We start from the raw sequence: 20,599 nt of genomic DNA, 5'->3' as shown, positions 1-20,599 counted from the left end.
ATCGCCGCAGGGCATGTCGTTTCCGTCTCCGCCGGGGGCGCAGAACTCCGTAGACTTCTCCCGTCAACGGAGATCTGGATCATGCGTCTTTTCGGTCGTTTCGTGCTTTCCGCTTCGCTCGCTCTGGCGCTCGCCACGGGTGCTGCCTCTGCCCAGGACAAGAAACTCAAGCTCGGCACCGAGGGCGCCTATCCGCCCTTCAACTATGCCAACGCCGACGGCACGCTGGGTGGCTTCGACATCGATCTCGGCAAGGCGCTGTGCGCCGAGATGAAGACCGAATGCGAATTCGTCGTGCAGGATTTCGATGGCTCGATCCCGGCACTTCAGGCCGGCAAGTTCGACGCCATCATCAACATCACCATCACGCCCGAACGCGCCGAGAAGGTCGACTTCACCCACAAATACTACCAGACGCCGCCGGCCATCGCCGTGCCGAAGGATTCGACGGTGTCGGGCACGTCGCCCGAGGATCTGAAAGGCAAGACGCTGGGCGTGCAAAGCGCGACGATCCACCAGAATTTCGCCGAGCAGAAATACTCAGGCTCGACCGTCAAGGCCTATCCGACCGGCGACGATGCCCGCGCCGACATGGTCAACGGGCGCCTGGATGCGGTGATGGACGGCTCGATCATCCTCACCGAATGGCTGAAGAAGCCCGATGGCGCCTGCTGCAAGCTGCTTGGCACCCTGACCGCCGATCCCGCCATCCACGGCCCCGGCGTCGGCATCGCACTGCAGAAGGGCAACAAGGAATTGACGGACAAGCTCAACGCCGCCATCGACGCGCTGCGCGCCAATGGAAAGTACAAGGAAATCAACGACAAATATTTCTCGTTCGACGTCTACGGCAGCTGAGACCGGCAAGAAACGCCTTCGGCAGCGCTGTCCGGCGCTGCCGTTTTCATGAAGATGGAGACTTTCTTGGTTGAGCGGCGATCCCCTTTCTACAACAGCATCGTCGGGCTGGGCGCGACCATGGGCCGGGTCGGCGGCGATTTCATTTCGGCCAAGTACTATTCCGGCATTGCCGACGAGCACCTGAACACCCGTAGCAACGTCGGTGTCCAGGACCTCAGCACCATGGGCAAGATGGACATCAGGGGTCCGGAGGCCGAGGCCCTGGTCAACCATGTCATCGTCAACAATGCCGCGGCGATGAAACCGGGGCAGGTGCGTTATTCCACCATCTGCCGCGAGGATGGCGGCATCATGGACGACCTCACCGTGTTCAGGCTCGGGCCGGAGCATTTCATGCTGGTGACCGGCTCGGTCAATCGCCTCAAAATGCTGCCCTGGCTGTTGCATCATGCGCAGGGCAGAAAGGCCTATGTCACCGACATCACGGCGGCCATCGCCTTTCCGACCATACAGGGACCGCGCTCGCGCGCATTGTTGAAGGCGCTGGTCTCTGATGCCGATCTGGATGGCTTGAAGCGCTGGTCGTTCGCATCGGGGCGCGTCGGCGAGACGAAGGTGCTGATTTCACGCACCGGCGTGACCGGCGAGCTCGGTTTCGAGCTGTTCGTGCCGGCCGACGAGGCGACCTCCGTCTGGGACACGCTGATGCGGACGGGGGCGGATTTCGGCCTGAAACCCTATGGCGTGCTGGCGATGTTCACGCTCGGCCTGGAGAAGGCCTATCCCGCGCACGGCATCGACATGGACGAGACGCGCACGCCGTTCCATGTCGGGCTCGACCGCTGGATCAAGTTCGACAAGGGCGATTTCGTCGGCCGCGAAGCGCTGCTGAAGGTGCGCGACAAAGGCGTCGATGAACGCTGGACCGGGCTGATCCTCGACGGCGACACGCCTGCCGCAACCAATGCCCGGGTTCTGGCCGGCGGCGAGGACGCCGGCGTCGTCACCTACAGCGACCACGGCTATTCCCTCGGCAAGGTGCTGGCGACCGCGCATCTGCGGCTGCCTTTCACGGCCATTGGTACCGAACTCAGCATCGACATCGACGGCACGCCGACACGCGCGGTCGTGGCGCCGATGCCGTTCTTCGACCCGGACGGAGTCAGGCTGCGGGCTTAGCAAGACCGCGGGGACGCCTCAGCCGCGAATGCGCATCACCATCTCGCGTCTAGGCGCGGTGCGCACCTTGATATAGCCGCGGAGCATCCGGTCAACCTCGGCATCGCCGGTGTCGACAAAGAAGCCGGCCGGTCCCAGCAGCGCAAGCTTGGACGGCGGCGCGAGAATGGCGATGCGCTCGCTCCCGACGCGTTGCAGCACCTTGGCGCTGATCTGCTGGTTGCCGCGGCCAAACAGACAGCCGGTGCCGCCTATGACGCCGACATGGATACGCGCCGGCCATTGGTCGAGGCAGGCCAGGATGTCCGCCTCGCCGACATCCTTCGCCAGCAGCTTGCCGTTGGCGACCAGATCGACTCCGAGCAGGGAGCCTTCGAGCCCGGCCTCGGCCAGCAGACGCTGCATGGTCGAGCCCGGCCCTACGATGTGAACGCAGCCCGGTTCGAGATCAGCCGCCGCGGCGCGGCAGAGCGCTGCCACATCATGGTGTTCATTCCCTCCGGTCGAAGCCTTGGCGGCCTGGATCGCCGGATCGCGGGGCACCGGGCCATAGCCATAAAGGCGTGTGGCCGGCCTGTCCTGTCGCAGGCTCGCCTCGTCGACGTCAAGGATCTCGCGCTCGTCGGTTGGCGCGTCGGCGCCTTGCGCAAGATGGGTTCTGGCCAGCAGGCCGGCATGGACAGGCGACAGGGCAAAGACTCCGGAATACATCTTCACCCCGGCCGGGATGCCGACCATCGTCATGTCGCGACCGACGGCCGACAGGATGTCGCGCGCCGTGCCATCGCCGCCCGCGAAGAGAATGAGGCTCGCTCCTGCGATGAGAAAGGCCCGCGCGGCTTCGATCGTATCGTTAGCCGATGTCGCCGGTCCTGCCGGGGCAAAGGCGACATGGTGGTTGACGCCAGCGATCCGGCAGGCTGTCTCGCCCATCGCGCCGCCTGCCGTCAGGATCGCGATGCCGCTGTCAGCAAATTCCCGCAACGCAAGCGCCGCGCGTTCGGATGCCGCCGGTTGCGCCCCGAGCGCCAGGGCCGCCGCGACGGTGTCGGCGCCATCGGATCCTTTCAGGCCGACGCGGCCGCCAAGCCCGGCAAGCGGATTGACCAGAAAGCCGATCCGTAGCGGCTCAATGCCGCTCCCGCCATTTGCCAGCGTCCGGCTGTTCGCAAGATTCGATGTCGCCATCAGCCTTCTTACCAAATTGTCGGCAGATACGCGGCGGATCGTCTTTTTCTGCCCTGGTCGATCTAGCCGTTTCGTTCGATATAGTAACTTCCGTGCGCATTGCGTACAACCGATTGACAGATGCGGGTCAAGTTCGGCACAGTCTGCCAGTCAGTTGCACCGCCTTGCGAGACGTCATGACCTTCACTCACCCCTTCATGGCCAACTCCGTTCCGGCCATCAAAAAGGAGATGCTCGACGCCATCGGCGCCCCGTCGATCGAGGCGCTGTTCGAGCAGATTCCGGCCGATCATCGCATGACACGCGAGCTCACCTTGCCGCCGGCGCTGCGTTCAGAGGCCGAGCTTCGGCGGCATCTGCTTGCCATCCTCAGGAAGAACGAGGATTGCGAAGCCAATCTCAGCTTTCTCGGCGGCGGTTGCTGGCAGCACCATGTGCCGGCGATCTGCGACGAGATCGCCGGGCGCAGCGAATTCCTGACGCCTGTCTGGGGTACGCCGTCTTCGGACCATGGCCGCAACCAGGCATGGTTCGAGTTCACCAGCCAGCTTGGCGAACTGCTCGACATGGAGATCGTCGGCCTGCCCGTTTACAGCTGGGGCTGCGCCGCCGGCCACGCCATCCGCATGGCCTCGCGCCTGACCGGCAGGCACGAGGTGATCGTGCCGCGCATCATCGATCCCGAACGGCTTTCGGTGATCCGCAACTATTGCGAACCGCAGCAGATGCCGAGCCACATCGCCGTGGTCGAGATCGGCTTCGATGCCGCCACCGGCCTTCTCGATCTGGCCGAGCTGGAAGCAAAGTTGTCTTCGCGCACCGCCGCCGTCTATATCGAGACGCCGAACTATCTCGGTGTGATCGAGGCGCACGCAGGCGAGATCGCCGCACTCGCCCATCGCGCCGGCGCCGAATTCATCGTCGGCGTCGATCCGATCTCGCTTGGCGTGCTTGCCCCGCCAGCCGGCTTTGGCGCCGACATCGTCGTCGGCACCACGCAACCGCTCGGCGTCCACATGAATTGCGGCGGCGGCACCGGTGGGTTCATCGCAAGCCGTGACGAGGAGCGCTACGCCCGCGAATATCCGTCCCTGCTGGTGTCGATCGCCGAGACGGTTCGGCCCGGAGAACACGCTTTCGGCCTGTCGCTGCTGCACCAGTCCTCTTACGGTTCGCGCGAGAACGGCAAGGATTGGACCGGCAACTCCGTCTATCTCTGGGCGATTTCCAACGCCGTCTACATGTCGCTGATGGGTCCGCAAGGTTTTCGCGAGGTCGGCGAGCTTATCGTCCAGCAGGCGCATTACGCGGCAAAGGTGCTGGCTGAAGTGCCCGGCATCGACATCGTCTTTCCCGGCGGCTTCTTCAAGGAATTCGTTGTTCGGTTTGACGGATCGGGCAAAACCGTGCGCGACGTCAACCGGGCCTTGCGCGAGCGCGGGATTTTCGGCGGCCATCATCTGTCCGCAGCCTTCCCGGCTCTCGGCCAGTCCGCGCTCTATGCGGTGACGGAAGTCCACAGCCGCTCCGACATCGATCGCCTGGCGGCGAGCCTTGCGGAGATCCTGAGCCGATGAGCAACATGACCAAGCTGCGGCGCTATCACGCGGCCGTCTGGGACGAGCCGGTCGTCATGGAAATGGGTCGGCGCGGGCGGCGCGGCATCATGTTTCCGGCCGCCGATCAGGCGGTCACAGCTGCGGTGGGCTGCGCCGAAGCACTGATCCCCGAAGGCATGCGCCGCACGATGCCGCCGGCCTTGCCGGAAATGTCGGAGCCCGATGTGCTCCGGCACTATCTCCACCTTTCCCAGCAGACGCTCGGCATGATGGGCATCAGCCTGTTCGGCACCTGCACCATGAAATACAATGCCCGCCTCAACGAGGCGCTGGCGGCACGCCCCGAGCTCGCGGAAATCCATCCGCTGCAGGATGAGGAAACGCTGCAGGGCGTGCTCGAGATCATCCATCGCTTCGACTTGGCTTTGCGCGAACTCTCCGGCATGGATCAGTTCGTGTTCCAGCCTGCCGGCGGCGCCGATGCCGCCTATACCCATGCCTGCGTTACCCGCGCCTGGCTCGCTTCCCGCGGCGAACTCGGCAAGCGCGACGAGATCATCACCTCGCTTCAGGCGCATCCCTGCAACCCGGCCACCGCCGCGACAGCCGGCTTCAAGGTCATCACCTTGCCGCTGGAACAAGATGGCTATCCCTCGCTCGATGCGCTCAAGGCAGCAGTTTCAGACCGTACCGCGGCCCTGATGATCAACAATCCCGATGACATGGGCATCTACAACCCGCACATCAAGGAATGGGTGCGCGTCGTCCATGAGGCTGGCGGGCTCTGCTTCTACGACCACGCCAATTTCAACGGCGTGATGAGCCGGCTAAGGGCACGGGAACTCGGCTTCGACGCTTGCATGTATATGCTGCACAAGACCTTCGGCGCGCCGAAGGGCGGCGGCGGCCCTGCCGTCGGCGCCTATGGCTGCAGCGCCGAGCTTGCGCCTTTCCTGCCCAAACCGGTCGTGACCTTCGATGGCAAAAGCTACCATCTCGACAACGACCGTGATGACAGTATAGGCAAGATCCGCGAATTCCTTGGCAACATCCCCGTCGTGCTCAAGGCCTATGCCTGGGTCCGTTCGCTCGGCGCCGAGGGCATTCGCGAGGCGGCCGACCTGTCGGTGCTGGCCAACAATTACATGGACCACGAACTGCTGAAGCTGCGCGGCGTCTCGCGCTCGCATCCGCAGATCGATGCCTGGCGCATGGAGATGACGCGCTTCAGCCTCGGCAAATTGTTCGAGGACACCGGCGTCAGCGCCATGGATGTCCAGAACCGCATGGTCGATTACGGCATCGACGCCTTCTGGTTGTCGCACGAGCCGTGGATCGTTCCGCAACCCTTCACGCCGGAGGCTGGCGAGATGTGGTCGAAGGAGGATCTCGACACGTGGATCGCCGTCCTGGGGACGGTCATCGAGGAGGCCTATGCCGATCCCGACAAAGTACGCTCGGCGCCGCATAACCAGGCCGTCCATCAGATCAAGGGCGCGCCGCTCGAAGACCCGGCCCATTGGGCGATGACCTGGCGCGCTTATGTGCGCAAACGTGCGCGAGGTTGAAAACGCTGCCGTTAGGCGTGTTAAGATTCGAGGCCAAGCCGAGCCGGAGGTGGGCGCGCAATCAAGCAATGGATCGCTGCACTCCTCGGCCACTGTAACGGCATGGATTCTAGGGTCTCCGCGACGTCGCTTCGCTCCTGCTTCGCCCTAGAATGACGAAGCGAGGGTGGCTTCAGCTAATCTCGAAGGCATGCGATCCATCGGCAACCATCAGCTAAGCGGCGACGCAATCTCCGATGTCCGCGACTGGGCTTGAGCCCCCATGCCTTCGTCATCCTAGGGCGTAGCAAGGAGCGAAGCGACGCGGCGCAGACCCTAGGATCCATGCCGTGACCTTCGAACGCCGCTGCACTAAATAGCACGGCAGCACCTCGGCCCTTGGCTAAATCCAGCTCTCGAGCCTGGTATTGAGAACCATCTCGGCCACTGACGCCGTGTTCGGCAGGCGCAGCAGGAACGCCACCGTCTCCGCGATCGTTTCGGGAGCGATACGGTTTGCCGACGGCGCCACTCCCGGGACGGATGCAACGAGATCGGTGTCGACGGCGCCCGGGCAAAGTGCGGTGACGCGCACGCCCTTTTCCCAGCCGGCGAATTTGGCGGCATGGGTCAGGGCCATGATGGCGTGCTTGGTCATGGCATAGGCGACCGAGACGGTGTCGCGGTAGCGCTTGCCGTCGGTCGAGGCGACATTGATGATCCGTCCGTGCCCGCCCTTTTCCAGATGCGGCAAGGCAAGGCGGATCAGCCGGAACGGCGCCTTGACGTTGACCGCCCACATCTCGTCGAGCACGCTCTCGTCGCCCGAGCGCAGGTCCAGCGGGCGCAAGATACCGGCATTGTTGATGAGCGCGTCGATGCGGCCGAACCGGGCGACGGTGGCATCAACCCATTGCGGCGCCGTCTCGGCCTGCTCGGCATCGAAGCGCTGGACCAGGGTCCGCGCCGGATCGAACGCAGCAAAGGCCGCCACGGCTTCAGGATTCCGTACGCCGAGCGAAAGCGAATAGCCCTGCGCGTGCAGACGCCTGGCGATGGCCAGGCCGATGCCGCGCGAGGCGCCCGACAGCATCACCACGCGCCCAGTGGGGTAGAGCATTTCGGAGCTTGCCGAACGATCGGCCATGATCAGAATAATCCCTGGTAGACGCCGCCATCATTGACGATGTTCTGGCCCGTCATATAGCCGTTCTGCGCGCTGCACAGGAAGGCGATCAGGTCCCCGCATTCCTTCGGATCGGCAAAGCGGCCGGCCGGCGTCGTCTTGAGACGATCGGCGACGATCGCCTCATAGGTCGTGTTGCCGCGCGCGGCATGGCCGTGCAGATTGGTCTGCAGCGCATCCGTATCGAAGAAGCCGGGCAGCACGCTGTTGATGACGACATTGTGCGGCACCAGTTCACGCACCATCGAACCAATGGCGCCGGCGAGCGCCAGGCGCGCCGCATGCGAGTGGCCGAAATTGACTTGCGGGAACTTGATGAAGCTGACCGAGATGTTCACCACGCGGCCGAACTTGCGCTCGCTCATGCCCGGCACCACGGCGCGGATCAGTTCATAGGCCGTGAAGAAATGCGCCTCCATCCAGCCGTCGAGATCCGCCCGGCTCATCGTGCGGAAATTGTCCGGCGTCTGCCGCACCCCGGGATTGGTGACCAGTATGTCCGGGTCAGGGCAAGCGGACAGCACATCCGCGCGCCCTTGCGCCGTCGTCACATCGGCCGCGACCGTTTCGACATGCACGCCCGTGGCTGCCGCGATCTCGCGGGCCGCCGCTTCGAGCGGCCCGGCGGTGCGGGCGACCAGGGTCAGATCGACCCCTTCGCCGGCGAGTGAGGCGGCAGCCGCCTTGCCAAGGCCCTTGCTGCCGCCGGTGACGAGGGCATGCCGCCCCCTGATACCCAGATCCATTGTAAGGCCTTAGCTGCGCGGCGTGAAAGAGCCGGCGAGAAGCCGTGGCGGCACGCGAAAGCGTCCCATGACGTCCCGGAGCTGCTCGCGTTCCGTGGTGATTTCCGCCTTGTCGCCGGCAACCAGCACCGTTGCCGGCAGAAGCTGCGCATTGTAGCGGGCGGCGGAGGATTCGGTGTAGCCCCCGGCATCGAGAAACGCGACATAGTCGCCGCGCTGCAGCGCCGGCATCTTGCGGTGCGAGCCGACCTCGTCGGAATTGCAGAGCGGCCCGACCAGGTCCACCACCTCCGTGCCCTCGGCCTCGGCATTGGCCACCGCGACGGCGTGATAGTACCAGTCGAGCACCGCCGACCAGGAGAGATGGTTGGTCGAAAGGTCGAGGTTCACCCACTTCTTGGTGGCGCCGGTCTTCACCGCGCCGACGCGGCCGACCGCCACGCCCGAGGGACCCGACAGGGCGCGGCCGGGCTCGAGGCGCAGTTTGGGCAGCGGCAGGCCGAGCCGGGCCGCCTCCTCCTTGATCGCCGCCGCGCAGAGCCGCGCATAATCTTCGGCCGTCGGCGCGCTGGCGTCGTCGAGCTGGCTGTTTGGGCCGGTGCCGTACCATTTTCCGAAGGTCCAGCCGCCGCCGATATCGATGCAGGGCGGCGTCCAGCCGGTCTTGTCGCGCAGATAGCCCGACCAGGTGATCATCTCCTTCGCCATGACGGCGAAATCGGCGGCGTCGTTCGACATCCGGCTGAGGTGGAAATGCGTCTCCTTGAGCTTGATCCTCGGCATGGTCAGGGCGCGCTTGACGATCTCGGCGGTCTGCTCGCGGGTCATGCCCCATTTGGTCGAGTCGCTCTGCTGCTTCAGCGTGCCCGGCCCGTGCATGGCGACGCCCTTGCGTTCGCGCAGCGGTTCGAGGTCGAGCTTGAGGCGGATGCCGACATCGACATCGACGCCAAGCTGGTCGGCTATTGCCGCAATGCGGTCGAGCTCGTCCATGGCGTCGATGTTGACGCAAAGCCCGTTGGCGATCGCCATTTCGAGCTCTTCGTCCTGCTTGTTCGAGCCGTTGAGCACGAGCGTCTTGGCATCGGTGCCCGCAAGCAGCGCCATGTACATTTCCTGCGCCCCGAAACAGTCGCCGCCCGCACCTTCCTGGTTCATGATGTGGCGGATGGCGAGGCCGTTGTTCGACTTGTTGGCGAACAGGATCTCGACATCGGGATAGTGCCGGCGGAACGCATCGCGGAAGGCACGATAGGTGTAGCGGAGCTGGTTCTCCGAGATGATGTAGAGCGGCGTGCCGAATGTCTCGGCCAGCTCCTGCACGTCGCAGCCGTCGACGAACAGATGGCCGTTCGGGCCAATGCCGATGAATTCGCCGAACTTCACCTTGTAGTCGATCGGCGTGAGCTGCGGTGCCTGGCCGGAAGTCTTCTCTTTCATGGTCGTGACCCTCTCATCGGATAAATCGCTATTGGTTGCGGCTGCCTCACAGCAGGCCGAGATCTTTCAAGCCGCGTTCGAGACCCTTCAGCGGCTCGCCGGCGAGCGCCCTGAGCGGCGCCCGCGGTTTGCCGCCGCCGGGGAGCCCCAGCATGTCCATCGCCGCCTTCGTCGCCGGGTAGAGCGTGCGACCGCCGCTGGTGAAGAGATCGGTAAGCCGGCGCCCGAGCGCCTGCACGCGTTCGGCCTCGGCGCGGTTGCCGCTTTTGGGCGCGAAATAGAGATCGAGCCCGCCCGGTGACCAGACATTGGGGAAACAGTCGATGGTGCCGTCGGCGCCGAGATCCACCGCCGGTACGCCGAACACCGAGGAAGGGCCGCAAAACACCCGCAGCCGTTCGCGCACCGCAAGGCTGGTGCCGTAATAATTGTTCCAGTCGCCCGAGCTTTCCTTGACCGCCACGACACGGTCGAGATCTGCAAGCCTTGAGACCAGCGCCGGCGTCAGCGCGTTCACCGCATTGCCCGGAATGTTGTAGAGCACCACCGGCAGGCCGATGGCCGCGGTCACATCGGCATAGTGGGCGAAGATCTCGTCGTCCGAGAGCTTGACGAAATAGGGCGGCAGGATGAGCGCGCCGTCGCATCCCACCTTCTCGGCATGGCGGCTGAGCGCCACCGCCTCGTCGACAGTCACCGCGCCGGTGCCGACGATCAGCGTGCCACGGCCGGCCATTGCTTCCTTCGAGACCTCATAGAGGCGCTTGCGCTCGTCATGGCTCAGCGCCCAGAACTCACCGGTGCAGCCGCCGGCGACGACCCCGGTGGCGCCATCCTTCATCAGCCGCTCGATATTGGCGGCGAACTCCGCCTCGTCGATGCGGCCATCGTCGTGAAATGGGGTGGTGATCGCCGGCATCGGCCCGGTCCAGTCAACACTCGTCCTGTCCATGAAAATTCATTCCTCGTATGTTGCGGTTGCGGCCTCAGGCCGACCAGATCTTTTCGCGCACCAGCTCGTCCATCACCGCGTCCACCGCCTCGCGGGCGCGGGACACCATCTGCGTGATCTCGTCTTCCGATATGACGAAGGGCGGTGAGAACGAGATCGTGTCGGCATGCGGCAAAGCGCGGGTGATGAGGCCGCGCGCCAGCGCTGCCTTGACGATGCGGCCGGCGATCTTCAGCGACGGTTCGAACCGCGTCGCCGGCTGTTTTTTGGCGACGAATTCGACCGCGCCGACCAGGCCCATGCCCCTGATGTCGCCGACCAGCGGATGGTCGGCAAAGGCCCGTTGAAGCTGCCGGTGCATGAAGGCGCCACGGTCCGCCGCCTGCGCGACCAGTCCATCATTTTCGATGATGTCGAGATTGGCGAGCGCCGCGGCCGCCGCCAGCGGATGGGCGGAATAGGTATAGCCGTGACCGAAGGCGCCCAGCGTCGCCTGGCCGTCGACGATGCCGCGCCAGACCTTCTCCGAGACCATGCAGCCCGACAGCGGCACATAGGCGGAGGTGATGCCCTTGGCCACCGTGATCAGGTCCGGCTGCATCTCCATGGCCGTCGCGCCGAACATGGTGCCGAGCCGGCCGAAGCCGGAGATCACCTCGTCGGCGATCAAAAGCACGTCATGCCTGTCGAGCACCGCGCGGATTGCCTTGTAATAGCCCTTGGGCGGCACGATCACGCCGCCCGCTCCCATCACCGGCTCCATGATCACGGCGCCGACCGTGGCCGGTCCCTCGGCGACGATCAGGTCATCGAGATTCTTGGCGAGCTTGGCGGTGAAGGCCTCGTCCGACATGCCGGGTTCGGCTTCCCACAGGCGATAGGGCGCCGTCGTATGCCGCACGAAGGAAAGCGGCAGGTCGAAACCGGAATGCAGCGACGGCATTCCCGTCAGGCTGCCGGCGACCACTGTCACGCCGTGATAGCCGCGGTTGCGCGCGATGATCTTCTTCTTCTCACGCTTGCCGCGGGCATTGTTGTAGTACCAGACGAGCTTGACCTGAGTGTCGTTGGCATCCGAGCCCGACTGGCCGAAGAAGACCTTCGACATCGGCACCGGAGCCATCTCGATCAGCCTTTCGGCGAGCAGGATCGGCGTGTCCGTCGTCCAGGACGAGAAGGAGTGGAAATAGGGCAGGGTTACCGCCTGGTGCTGGATCGCGTCGGCGATCTCCTTGCGGCCATAACCGACATTGACGCACCACAGGCCAGCCATGCCGTCGATGTAGCGCTTGCCGTGGTTATCCTCGAGCCAGACGCCTTCGCCTTTGACGATGATCATCGGCCCATTGCGCTCATGGTCGGCGAGCGCTGTGAACGGATGAAAGAGATAGCGCTTGTCGAGCGTTTCGAGATCGGGCGTGTTGCGCAACACAGTGTTCATGCGGTCTTCTTCTCCAAAGGCTAAGCGCGAGAGCGGACAGGGTCGGCCGTCGCCGCGGCCAGATCGGCATTGAGCCGGCGCCCGGTTTCGCGGTCGAAGACGTGAATGCGCTCGCGCCTGAGATCGAGCGGGATGGTCTCGCCGGCCTTCAGCGCCGTGTCGCCGGCCACGCGAACGGTGAAGCCGACATCGCCGGCATTGACCAGCACGATGGATTCATGCCCCGTCGGCTCGACCAGGCGCACATTGGCCCGGAAGCTCCCCGTGCCGATGAGGATGTCTTCGGGCCGCACGGCAACGGTGACCCGCCTTGTTCCTTCTGGCCGTTCGCTCAGATGGTCGGCAGGCAGCTCCAGCGACAGCGTGCCGAGCTTCAGCACGGGCCGTCCTTGGTCCATGGTGATCTCGCCATCGGCCAGCGTCATCGACGGCGTGCCGATGAAACCGGCGACGAATGTGTTGGCGGGCCTGTGGTAGATCTCGGCCGGCGTCGCGAATTGTTGCAGCTCGCCGCCCTGCATCACTGCGATGCGCGTCGACATCGTCATGGCTTCGAGCTGGTCGTGGGTGACATAGACCATGGTCTTGCCGAGCCGGCGGTGCAGCTCGATCAGCTCCGCCCGCATATGGGCGCGCAATTTGGCGTCAAGATTGGACAGCGGCTCGTCGAGCAGGAACACTTTCGGCTCGCGCACCAGCGCCCGGCCAAGCGCCACGCGCTGCTGCTGTCCGCCGGAAAGCTGCCTTGGCTTGCGGTCGAGCAATGGGCCAAGTTGCAAAAGATCGGCGGCCGCCTGGACCATGGCCGGACGGTCCGCTTTCGGCACGCCGCGCTTCCTAAGCGGATAGGCGATGTTCTCGCGCACGCTCATATGCGGATAGAGCGCATAGGACTGGAACACCATGGCGATGTCGCGCTCGCTCGGGGCCAGATTGTTGACGGTGCGCTCGCCGATCATGATCTCGCCGGCGGTCGGCTGCTCCAGTCCGGCCAGCATGCGCAGCGTCGTGGTCTTGCCGCAGCCGGACGGGCCGAGCAGGGACACGAATTCGCCGGACGCTATTGCCAGGTCGAGGCTGGGGATCGCCACCGCCTCGCCAAACGCCTTGCGCACCTTGTCGAACGTCACTGTGACCAACTGGAAAATCTCCTTCGGGCGGTCAGCCCTTCACGCCGCCGGCGCCGAAGCCGCGGGTGAGGTAGCTCTGCAGGAATGCGAAGATGATGATCAGCGGGATGCTCATCATCACCGAGGCCGCCATCAGCAGCGACCATTCGATGTTGAAGGAGGTGATGAGCATGTTCATCACCCCGGTCGTCAGCGGCCGGGCCTGGTCGGAATTCACCATCACCAGCGCGTAGAGATATTCGTTCCAGGCCAGGATGAAGGTGAACAGCGCCGTCGAGATAATGCCCGGCAGCGCCTGGGGCAGGATCACGTCGATGAACGCGCCGATGCGGCTGGCGCCGTCCACCAAAGCGGCGGATTCGAGATCCTCCGGCACGCCCGCCATGAACGAGCGCAGCAGCCACAGTGCGTAGGGCAGCGCAAAGGTCGTATAGGCGATCACCAGGCTGGTCAGCGTGTTGGCCAGTCCGAGCTTCACCATCATCAGATAGAGCGGGATGATCAGCACGACCGATGGCAAGAGATAGGTGAACAGCACCAGCGCCGCCAGCGTCTCGCGGCCGCGATAGGAGAAGCGCACCAGGCTGTAGGCGCCGAGCGTGCCGACGACGATGACGACGATCGTCGTCGATGTCGCCAGTATCATCGAGTTCATGAAGTAGCGCAGAAACGGTGTTTCCTGGAGCAGCTTGATATAGTGCTCGAAGGTGATGGCGCGCGGGATGACTGTCGGCGGGATCTGGAAAAGCTCGGTCTGCGGCCGCACCGAGGTCACCACCATCCAGATCAGCGGGAAGGAGATGAGCAGGACGAGGCCCCAAGTCACCAGATTGGCGAGGATCGTCGTCGAACGCCTGGCTGGCATCATGGTGCCTGCCTCCGCGCCCGGTAGAGATAGATCAGCATGAAGGCGAGCATCACCAGCATCATCGCTACCGCATAGGTCGCCGCTATGCCCATCTGGTTGAGGCCGAACGCCTGCTGGTAGACGATCAGCGGCAATGTCCGCGTGTTGTTGACCGGTCCGCCTCCGGTCAGAAGGTAGATCAGGTCGAATTCCTTGAAGTCCCAGATGGTGCGCAAAAGGATGACGATGGTCAGCACCTCCTTGAGCTGCGGCAGGGTCACGTCGAAGAACCGTCCGAACACGCCGGCGCCGTCGATCGTGGCGGCCTCGTAGAGCTGCTCGGGGATGGTCTGCAGCCGCGCCAGCACGGCGATGACAACGAAGGGGAAGAATTTCCAGGCGCCGACGAAGATCACGCTCGCCATGGCGTTCGGCATCTTGCCCAGCCAGTCGACCGGCATGTCGACGACGCCGAACTGGATCAGCAGATGGCTGAGGATGCCGTAAAGGTCGTTGAACAGCCAGCGCCAGATCAGCACGGCCACGACCGTCGAGACGAAATAGGGAAACAGCACCAGGCTGCGGGCAAGCGATCGAAACAGGATGTTCTGGTTGAGCAGCAGGGCCATCGCCACGCCGAAGACGATCTGCAGGAAGAGTGTGCCGACGGTCCAGGTGACGGTGGTGCCGAGCGCGCTCCAGAACCCGGACGATCCGAACACCTGCGCATAATTGCCGAGGCCGACCCAGCTTCCCTTCAGCGTCGGCGTGTAGATCGAAAACAGCGACAGATAGATCGCCGAGATGAGCGGGTAGACGATCACCGCGCACAGGATGAGCACGGTCGGTGCGATCAACAGCACGCCGAGCAGCGCATAACGCCGCTCGAGCGGATTTTGCGTCCGGTGCTGGCTTGCGGAAATCGTCATGGCGGTTCCGGAATGAGGAGGCGGGGGGGGGGGGGGGGGGCCCCCCCCCCCCCCCCCCCCCCCCCCCCCCCCCCCCCCCCCCGCCTGTCGTCAGGGATCAGGCCTTCATCAGGCCTTCGAGCTTCTTGGCGATGTCGCCGACGGTCGCCTTGGCGTCCTCGCCGTTGAGGACGACGCGCTGCACCAGTTCGGCGATGACGTTGGAGGCGATGATCTCGTTCGCCTTCAGGTTCGGCTTGTGCTTGTCGGTCTCGTAGCCGAGGTTCTTGCCGGCCGCGGCCGCACCCGCCATCAGGGTCACTTCGGCCTTGTATTTCTGAATGATCGGATCGGCGAGGTAGGTCGGATCCTCGGCGATGGTCTTGAGCACCGGCAGCACATGGCCCGGCGCCGCGAGAAGCTGCGGGATATAGCCCTTCGGCTCGAACAGGAAGGCCGCGAAGGCCTTGGTCTCGGCCATGTTGGCGATGTCCTTGGGGATGAACACCGAGGGGAAGTCGTTGAAGGTCCAGCTCGCCACATCCTTGGAGATGGTCGGATAGGTCGCGCAGGTGACGCTGTCGGCGATGCCGGGATTCTGGCTGGTGACATTGGCCAGCACGCGCCCGGCATAGATGCCTGTCGCCGTGGCGCCCGAAACGAAGGCGGTCAGGCTTTCGCCCCAGCTGTAGTTGGTTGCGCCCGGCGGGCAGAATTCGCGCATCGACTTGTAGAATTCGAGCGCGTCATAGGTCGGCTGGCTGTCGATCGCCACGGCAAGATCGGGCGAGAAGATCTGCCCGCCGGCACGGTGGATGAAGCCGATGAAGATCAGTGAGGTCATCGAGTTGAGGCCGTAGGGCAGCGGCGCTCCGAAAATGCCGCCGCCCTGCATCTTCTGGCAGGCGGTGCGCAACTCGTCCCAGGTCGTCGGCGCCTTGTCGACGCCGGCCTTCTGCATCAGGTCCTTGCGCAGCCACAGCATGTCGGCGGCGGTGTTGCCGATTGGCGTGCCGCAATAATGGCCGTCGGCGGTCTTGTAGACGTCGTTGGCTCCCGGAAAATACTTGTCCTCGCCGATCGCCTTGATGACGTCGTCCATCGGCTCGAGCAGCCCTTGCCCGTAGTAGTTCTGCGCGGCGAAGGAGGGCAGGTGCGTGACGATGTTGGGCAGCTGCTTGGAGGCGAAAGCCGCCGCGAGCTGGGCCGGGTAGCCCTCGTCCGAGGTTGGTTCGAAGGCGATCTTCACGCCGGGGTGGGCGGCCTCGAATGTGGCGATCTGCGTCTGGTACATTTTGAGCTGGTCGGGGGAAGCCTGCGGCGACCACCAGCGCAGCGTGACCGGATCGGCGGCTTGGGCGCGGCCCGCCAGCGGCAGCGACAATCCCGCCGCCAGACCTGCCGTGCCCAGGCCCTGGAGGACCGAGCGGCGTGAAATGCCGGACATGAGCGTTCTGCGGAGCCAGATACTGTTCGAATCCATTGTATTCCCCTCTTGTTGGAGCGCGGTCATTTCATTCGCTATGCGCACGCATGTCCGCTATTGTGATACTCGTTTTCCAAACTTGGCAAGCGAAAAACTGGAAAAATCGGGCGCCGTCGTCATTTGGGCGGACGCTTCTCTCCTCCCGTCGTTCAGGCTGCGATCGGAGCGAGACAGCCTGCAGGGACAAGTCGACGAATTTTGCGAACATTTGTTCGCAAACGGTGACAAACAAAATTTCGCGAGATACCGTGCCCGGCGTTTCGCACCCGCCAAGGAAATAAACATGCATGCACTTCAGGATCCGTCGCTTCTTCGTCAGGCCTATTTCACCAACGGCCGCTGGGAGACGGAAGGCGAGGGCTCGATCCTTGTGACCAATCCCGCGACTGGCGCGGCGGTTGGCTCGGTGCCCAAGGCAAGCCGCGAGGCGACAAGGGCGGCGATCGTTGCCGCGCAGGCAGCACTTCCGGCCTGGTCCGCCCGCCCCGCGAAGGAGCGCGCCGCGGTCCTGCGCCGCTGGTACGACCTGATCGTCGCCAATGCCGACGATCTGGCGCACATACTCACCGCCGAACAGGGCAAGCCCTTCCTCGAGGCGCGCGGTGAGATCCTCTATGGCGCCGCCTTCTTCGAATGGTTCGCCGAAGAGGCCAAGCGCGTCGCCGGGGAGGTCTTTCCGGCTCCCACCGCCGACAAGCGCATGATGGCCATCCGCCAGCCGATCGGCGTCTGCGCGGCGATCACGCCGTGGAATTTCCCGATGGCCATGATCCCGCGCAAGGCCGGACCTGCCATCGCCGCCGGCTGCACCATGGTGCTGAAGCCGGCCAGCGCTACGCCGTTCTCGGCGCTTGCGCTGGCCGTGCTTGCCGAGCGGGCCGGGCTGCCGGCCGGTGTCTTCAGCGTCGTCACCGGTGCTGCGTCGGTCGTCGGCGAGGAGCTCGTCACCAGCCCCATCGTGCGCAAGATAACGTTCACCGGCTCCACTGAAGTCGGCCGCGAATTGATGGCCAAGGCCGCCGGCACCATCAAGAAGGTCTCGCTGGAGCTGGGCGGCAACGCGCCGCTGATCGTGTTCGACGACGCCTCGCTGGAGACGGCGGTGCAGGGGGCGCTTGCCTCGAAATTCCGCAATGCCGGCCAGACCTGCGTCTGCGCCAACCGGATCTATGTCCAGGACGGCATCTATGACGCCTTTGTCGAACGTTTCGCCGAGGTGGTCGCCGCCCTCAAGATCGGCGACGGCATGGAGCAAGGCATCGAGCAGGGCCCGCTGATCGACGACGCGGCCGTCGCCAAGGTCGAGGACCATGTCGCGGATGCTCTTGCCAAGGGTGCCCGCATCGTCACCGGCGGCAAGCGTCACCGGCTCGGCGGCAATTTCTACGAGCCGACAATTCTCGCCGACACAACGCCGCAAATGCGCATCTCGCGCGAAGAAACATTCGGTCCGGTCGCGCCGATCTTCCACTTTGCTGAGGAAAAGGAAGTAATAGCTCTGGCAAACGATACCGAATTCGGGCTTGCTGCCTACTTCTTCACGCGCGATCTGGCACGCGCTTGGCGTGTGGGTGAAGCGCTCGAATTCGGTATTGTTGGCATCAACGCCGGAATTACTGCATATGAGGGCGCGCCCTTCGGGGGCGTCAAGGCGTCGGGCATCGGTCGCGAGGGATCCCGGCACGGAATTGAAGAATTCCTCGAGCTTAAATATCTATGTCTGGGTGATATGAACTGATGAGCGCCTCCGACGTGAACGACGATCTTCTGGCACGGGACGAACCTGCCGGCTTTGCCGACGCCCCTGCCGATCTCAACGACCGCGACCATGTCAACTCGCTGGCCCGCGGCCTAGAGGTGATCAAGGTCTTTTCGCGGCGGACGCCCAAGATGACGCTCAGCGAAGTCGCGCAGGCGACGGGCATGACCCGCGCCACCGTCCGCAGGTTTCTGCTGACCCTGGTGCGGGAAGGATATGTCGAGACCAATGGCAAGCACTTCAACCTGCGCCCGAAGATCCTCGAACTCGGCTTTTCCGCGCTGTCCTCGATGGACATCTGGGACGTGGCGCAGCCGATCATGAACGCGCTTTCGGAGCGGCTGCAGGAATCCTGCTTTGCCGCCGTGCTCGATCATGATTCGGTGATCTATGTCGCGCGCGCCACTTCCAATCAGCGCGTCAGCGTCGGCATCAACATCGGCAGCCGTGTGCCGGCGCATTGCGTGTCGACCGGGCGGGTGCTGCTCTCCGCGCTGCCGCCCGACCTTCTGCATCAATATCTCGACGAGATGACGCTGACCAAATTCACACCCAACACCATCACCTCGAAGGTCCAGCTGCGCAGCCTGATCGACGAGGTCCGGCTCCAGGGCTGGTCGATCGTCGACCAGGAACTGGAGGTCGGGCTGCGCTCGCTCTCGGTGCCGATCCGCGACGGGCAGGGCAAGATCGTCGCCGCCCTCAATGTCTGCTGCCCGAGCATGCGCATCACGCCCGAGGATATGCGCACCCGTGTGCTTGCCGAAGCGCTGGAAGCCTCCAACAACATCACCCGGGCCTTGCAGATCTAATTTAGTATTCGTCGACTTCAGGCCGTTCCACGCCTGTAGAGATGAACGGGCTTGCGCGGCGCGCGTTTGATGACGCCTTTTGCCTCAAGGTCGAGCTGGACGGCTTTCAGCCACCATCCGGCCGTCTTGCCTTGCGGAAAGAGGTCGCCCGAAAGATGGGGCAGGAGCGCCTCTTTCGCTTCGGCCAACTTCAGCCCCGGCGTCTCGCCCGGCAAGGCGGCCAGAAGCGCGTCGCGCATCGCTCCGTATTTCGCGCGATCGACGCGATAGGTCCGTCCCGGAATGTTGACGTTCTCGATTTCGATCTTGTCGTCAGGCATCGATCTTCCCCGCCACTTCGATCTTCGGATTGCGCAATCCCATGGCCAGCCACGCCCCCAGAAGCTTCACGTAGAAGGACACCGTATGGCTTTTCAGATTGGGGATGTCCTTCGGCAGATTGGTAGCATCGGCCAGGTCGCCAGTCATCGTTCGCATCTCGGCTTTCGGCCGCGTCCCGTCCGGCCAGAGGTGCAGATAGACGCTCAGCCAGTGCGCGCCCTTCAATTCCAGGAAGACCGGCGTGCTGCAGCAGGTTGCGACGACACGGCGCGAGCCAGCATCGGCGGACAGCCGGAATTCGTGCAGGTATTCAGCGCCGGACAGGATGCGGATCCGATCCTTGCGATACTCCGCACAAGGCGTCGCGCCATAGGGTTTGAGGATATTCCTGGCGCCAGGCAGCGTCGCCAGGCGACCGGCGGCGGCCCTGCAGCTGTTGCACAGACATTCTGACACGAGAATCGGTGCTCCCCGCACCTCCAAGCGTGTCCGTCCGCAGGCGCATCCGATCTCAGTGGTTCCGCTCATTTACGTCCTCCTCCGTGACGTGAAACAGGTGCCGGATGTACCGGTCCAGATGATCGAGGCTCTCCCGCGCCAGCCCGGGGTCGTTTCCTGCCTTGGCCAGGACGAACCCGCCCTGGATGACAGCTTGCGTGTGCCGTGCGAGGCTTTCGGCCGTCCAGTCGCCGGCAATGCCGCGCTCCCGCCGCGCGGTCTCGATGTCGGCCTCAAGTGTCGCCGTATGGCCGAACATGCTGCGGCCACAGGCGTCGCGAATGTCGGGGGAGCTTGCGTAGACCTCCTGCGCCATGGTTCCGACCAGGCAGGTAAACTCAGCCAGATCGCCCACGATGATCGCCTTGCGGAAAGCCACATAGGCGAGAACGCGCTGCAGGGCATCGACCGGCTCGTGATACGGCGCGGCCGCGAAAAAACCTGATGTCGTCTCGGCCCAGAACTCGGCCGCGGCGACGCCGAGAGCCTCCTTGCTGCCGAAGTGATGAAAAAATGCCCCCTTGGTGACGGCGGCCGCGCCACAGAGGTCGTCGACCGAGGTGGCGGCAAAGCCCTTCGCGCGGATGACATCGCGCGCTGCTTCGAGGAGCCGGCTTCGTGCGGCGCCGCGTTCAGGGGACTGTTTGGTTGGTCTCGACATGCCACGAACATACCATACAGTCGGTATGTGTCAACAGGCTGGCCGGGAGCATTCTGCTGCCAGGCGGAACCACTTGGG

General features: G+C 64.2%; 19 protein-coding genes. 6 read left to right on the top strand and 13 right to left on the bottom strand.

The annotated features are described in order from the left end of the window. Positions 1–81 precede the first annotated feature (81 nt). Positions 82–858 (top strand): ABC transporter substrate-binding protein, encoded by a 777-nt coding sequence (locus AC0L2H_RS06210; protein WP_473589372.1) that lies wholly within the window; start codon positions 82–84, stop codon positions 856–858. Positions 859–924: 66 nt separating this feature from the next. After that, positions 925–2,040, top strand: coding sequence for an aminomethyl transferase family protein (locus AC0L2H_RS06205; RefSeq protein WP_473589371.1), 1,116 nt, complete (start codon positions 925–927; stop codon positions 2,038–2,040). A gap of 18 nt (positions 2,041–2,058) precedes the next feature. On the opposite strand, the gene AC0L2H_RS06200 is transcribed toward AC0L2H_RS06205, so the two are convergent. Next, entirely contained in the window at positions 2,059–3,228 is a 1,170-nt protein-coding gene (locus tag AC0L2H_RS06200; protein ID WP_473589370.1) for an ATP-NAD kinase family protein, read from the bottom strand. 176 nt (positions 3,229–3,404) lie between these two features. On the opposite strand from AC0L2H_RS06200, the gene gcvPA reads away from it, so the two are divergent. Then, positions 3,405–4,805, top strand: a complete 1,401-nt coding sequence (gcvPA, locus tag AC0L2H_RS06195) for an aminomethyl-transferring glycine dehydrogenase subunit GcvPA (protein ID WP_473589369.1) — start codon at positions 3,405–3,407, stop codon at positions 4,803–4,805. Next, positions 4,802–6,355 (top strand): aminomethyl-transferring glycine dehydrogenase subunit GcvPB, encoded by a 1,554-nt coding sequence (gene gcvPB, locus AC0L2H_RS06190; protein ID WP_473589368.1) that lies wholly within the window; start codon positions 4,802–4,804, stop codon positions 6,353–6,355. Before gcvPA ends, gcvPB begins: the two co-directional genes overlap by 4 nt. Positions 6,356–6,737: 382 nt before the next feature. Here gcvPB and AC0L2H_RS06185 read toward each other — a convergent pair whose 3' ends face one another. The 9 genes from AC0L2H_RS06185 to AC0L2H_RS06145 all read right to left on the bottom strand — a co-directional run bounded on the left by AC0L2H_RS06185 (position 6,738) and on the right by AC0L2H_RS06145 (position 16,431). Then, the gene (locus AC0L2H_RS06185; RefSeq protein WP_473589367.1) at positions 6,738–7,481 is read right to left on the bottom strand and encodes an SDR family NAD(P)-dependent oxidoreductase; all 744 of its coding nucleotides are present in this window, start codon (positions 7,479–7,481) and stop codon (positions 6,738–6,740) included. Positions 7,482–7,483: 2 nt separating this feature from the next. After that, positions 7,484–8,266 carry an SDR family oxidoreductase gene (locus tag AC0L2H_RS06180; RefSeq protein ID WP_473589366.1) on the bottom strand — a complete coding sequence of 261 codons (783 nt, stop codon included), beginning with the start codon at positions 8,264–8,266 and terminating at the stop codon, positions 7,484–7,486. 9 nt (positions 8,267–8,275) lie between these two features. Further along, entirely contained in the window at positions 8,276–9,706 is a 1,431-nt protein-coding gene (locus AC0L2H_RS06175) for a diaminopimelate decarboxylase family protein (protein ID WP_473589365.1), read from the bottom strand. A gap of 46 nt (positions 9,707–9,752) precedes the next feature. Further along, entirely contained in the window at positions 9,753–10,658 is a 906-nt protein-coding gene (locus AC0L2H_RS06170; protein ID WP_107652519.1) for a dihydrodipicolinate synthase family protein, read from the bottom strand. Positions 10,659–10,692: 34 nt separating this feature from the next. Then, positions 10,693–12,099 (bottom strand): aminotransferase, encoded by a 1,407-nt coding sequence (locus AC0L2H_RS06165; RefSeq protein ID WP_473589364.1) that lies wholly within the window; start codon positions 12,097–12,099, stop codon positions 10,693–10,695. 20 nt (positions 12,100–12,119) lie between these two features. Further along, the gene (locus AC0L2H_RS06160; RefSeq protein WP_473589478.1) at positions 12,120–13,229 is read right to left on the bottom strand and encodes an ABC transporter ATP-binding protein; all 1,110 of its coding nucleotides are present in this window, start codon (positions 13,227–13,229) and stop codon (positions 12,120–12,122) included. A gap of 31 nt (positions 13,230–13,260) precedes the next feature. After that, positions 13,261–14,097 (bottom strand): carbohydrate ABC transporter permease, encoded by an 837-nt coding sequence (locus AC0L2H_RS06155; RefSeq protein ID WP_473589363.1) that lies wholly within the window; start codon positions 14,095–14,097, stop codon positions 13,261–13,263. Then, positions 14,094–15,005, bottom strand: coding sequence for a carbohydrate ABC transporter permease (locus AC0L2H_RS06150; RefSeq protein ID WP_473589362.1), 912 nt, complete (start codon positions 15,003–15,005; stop codon positions 14,094–14,096). Before AC0L2H_RS06150 ends, AC0L2H_RS06155 begins: the two co-directional genes overlap by 4 nt. Before the next feature lie 97 nt (positions 15,006–15,102). Then, complete coding sequence (locus AC0L2H_RS06145) at positions 15,103–16,431, bottom strand: ABC transporter substrate-binding protein (protein WP_473589361.1); 1,329 nt, start codon at positions 16,429–16,431, stop codon at positions 15,103–15,105. A gap of 322 nt (positions 16,432–16,753) precedes the next feature. Between AC0L2H_RS06145 and AC0L2H_RS06140 the strand changes: the two genes are divergently transcribed. Then, positions 16,754–18,208, top strand: coding sequence for an NAD-dependent succinate-semialdehyde dehydrogenase (locus tag AC0L2H_RS06140; RefSeq protein WP_473589360.1), 1,455 nt, complete (start codon positions 16,754–16,756; stop codon positions 18,206–18,208). Further along, a complete protein-coding gene (locus tag AC0L2H_RS06135; RefSeq protein WP_097575089.1) occupies positions 18,208–19,041 on the top strand; it encodes an IclR family transcriptional regulator domain-containing protein in 834 nt (277 codons plus the stop codon). The genes AC0L2H_RS06140 and AC0L2H_RS06135 overlap by 1 nt, the downstream gene beginning before the upstream one ends. A 17-nt stretch (positions 19,042–19,058) precedes the next feature. Here AC0L2H_RS06135 and AC0L2H_RS06130 read toward each other — a convergent pair whose 3' ends face one another. Genes AC0L2H_RS06130 through AC0L2H_RS06120 form a run of 3 tightly spaced genes read right to left on the bottom strand, consistent with a single transcriptional unit; the run spans position 19,059 to position 20,521 of the window. Then, positions 19,059–19,361 (bottom strand): DUF6958 family protein, encoded by a 303-nt coding sequence (locus AC0L2H_RS06130; RefSeq protein ID WP_473589359.1) that lies wholly within the window; start codon positions 19,359–19,361, stop codon positions 19,059–19,061. Next, positions 19,354–19,890 carry a GFA family protein gene (locus AC0L2H_RS06125; protein ID WP_473589358.1) on the bottom strand — a complete coding sequence of 179 codons (537 nt, stop codon included), beginning with the start codon at positions 19,888–19,890 and terminating at the stop codon, positions 19,354–19,356. The genes AC0L2H_RS06130 and AC0L2H_RS06125 overlap by 8 nt, the downstream gene beginning before the upstream one ends. Continuing rightward, positions 19,874–20,521 carry a TetR/AcrR family transcriptional regulator gene (locus AC0L2H_RS06120; protein ID WP_473589356.1) on the bottom strand — a complete coding sequence of 216 codons (648 nt, stop codon included), beginning with the start codon at positions 20,519–20,521 and terminating at the stop codon, positions 19,874–19,876. The genes AC0L2H_RS06125 and AC0L2H_RS06120 overlap by 17 nt, the downstream gene beginning before the upstream one ends. Positions 20,522–20,599: the final 78 nt, after the last annotated feature.

The sequence above is a fragment of the Mesorhizobium sp. WSM4871 genome, assembly GCF_055811295.1.
This window is presented reverse-complemented; position numbering and strand designations above follow the sequence as displayed.

What these genes read in the sequence shown, in the direction of transcription:
- AC0L2H_RS06210 (WP_473589372.1), top strand. Translation starts at nt 82, where the DNA reads ATGCGTCTTTTCGGTCGTTTCGTGCTTTCCGCTTCGCTCGCTCTGGCG.
- AC0L2H_RS06200 (WP_473589370.1), bottom strand. Translation starts at nt 3,228, where the DNA reads ATGGCGACATCGAATCTTGCGAACAGCCGGACGCTGGCAAATGGCGGG.
- gcvPA (WP_473589369.1), top strand. Translation starts at nt 3,405, where the DNA reads ATGACCTTCACTCACCCCTTCATGGCCAACTCCGTTCCGGCCATCAAA.
- gcvPB (WP_473589368.1), top strand. Translation starts at nt 4,802, where the DNA reads ATGAGCAACATGACCAAGCTGCGGCGCTATCACGCGGCCGTCTGGGAC.
- AC0L2H_RS06185 (WP_473589367.1), bottom strand. Translation starts at nt 7,481, where the DNA reads ATGGCCGATCGTTCGGCAAGCTCCGAAATGCTCTACCCCACTGGGCGC.
- AC0L2H_RS06180 (WP_473589366.1), bottom strand. Translation starts at nt 8,266, where the DNA reads ATGGATCTGGGTATCAGGGGGCGGCATGCCCTCGTCACCGGCGGCAGC.
- AC0L2H_RS06175 (WP_473589365.1), bottom strand. Translation starts at nt 9,706, where the DNA reads ATGAAAGAGAAGACTTCCGGCCAGGCACCGCAGCTCACGCCGATCGAC.
- AC0L2H_RS06170 (WP_107652519.1), bottom strand. Translation starts at nt 10,658, where the DNA reads ATGGACAGGACGAGTGTTGACTGGACCGGGCCGATGCCGGCGATCACC.
- AC0L2H_RS06165 (WP_473589364.1), bottom strand. Translation starts at nt 12,099, where the DNA reads ATGAACACTGTGTTGCGCAACACGCCCGATCTCGAAACGCTCGACAAG.
- AC0L2H_RS06155 (WP_473589363.1), bottom strand. Translation starts at nt 14,097, where the DNA reads ATGATGCCAGCCAGGCGTTCGACGACGATCCTCGCCAATCTGGTGACT.
- AC0L2H_RS06150 (WP_473589362.1), bottom strand. Translation starts at nt 15,005, where the DNA reads ATGACGATTTCCGCAAGCCAGCACCGGACGCAAAATCCGCTCGAGCGG.
- AC0L2H_RS06145 (WP_473589361.1), bottom strand. Translation starts at nt 16,431, where the DNA reads ATGTCCGGCATTTCACGCCGCTCGGTCCTCCAGGGCCTGGGCACGGCA.
- AC0L2H_RS06140 (WP_473589360.1), top strand. Translation starts at nt 16,754, where the DNA reads ATGCATGCACTTCAGGATCCGTCGCTTCTTCGTCAGGCCTATTTCACC.
- AC0L2H_RS06135 (WP_097575089.1), top strand. Translation starts at nt 18,208, where the DNA reads ATGAGCGCCTCCGACGTGAACGACGATCTTCTGGCACGGGACGAACCT.
- AC0L2H_RS06130 (WP_473589359.1), bottom strand. Translation starts at nt 19,361, where the DNA reads ATGCCTGACGACAAGATCGAAATCGAGAACGTCAACATTCCGGGACGG.
- AC0L2H_RS06125 (WP_473589358.1), bottom strand. Translation starts at nt 19,890, where the DNA reads ATGAGCGGAACCACTGAGATCGGATGCGCCTGCGGACGGACACGCTTG.
- AC0L2H_RS06120 (WP_473589356.1), bottom strand. Translation starts at nt 20,521, where the DNA reads ATGTCGAGACCAACCAAACAGTCCCCTGAACGCGGCGCCGCACGAAGC.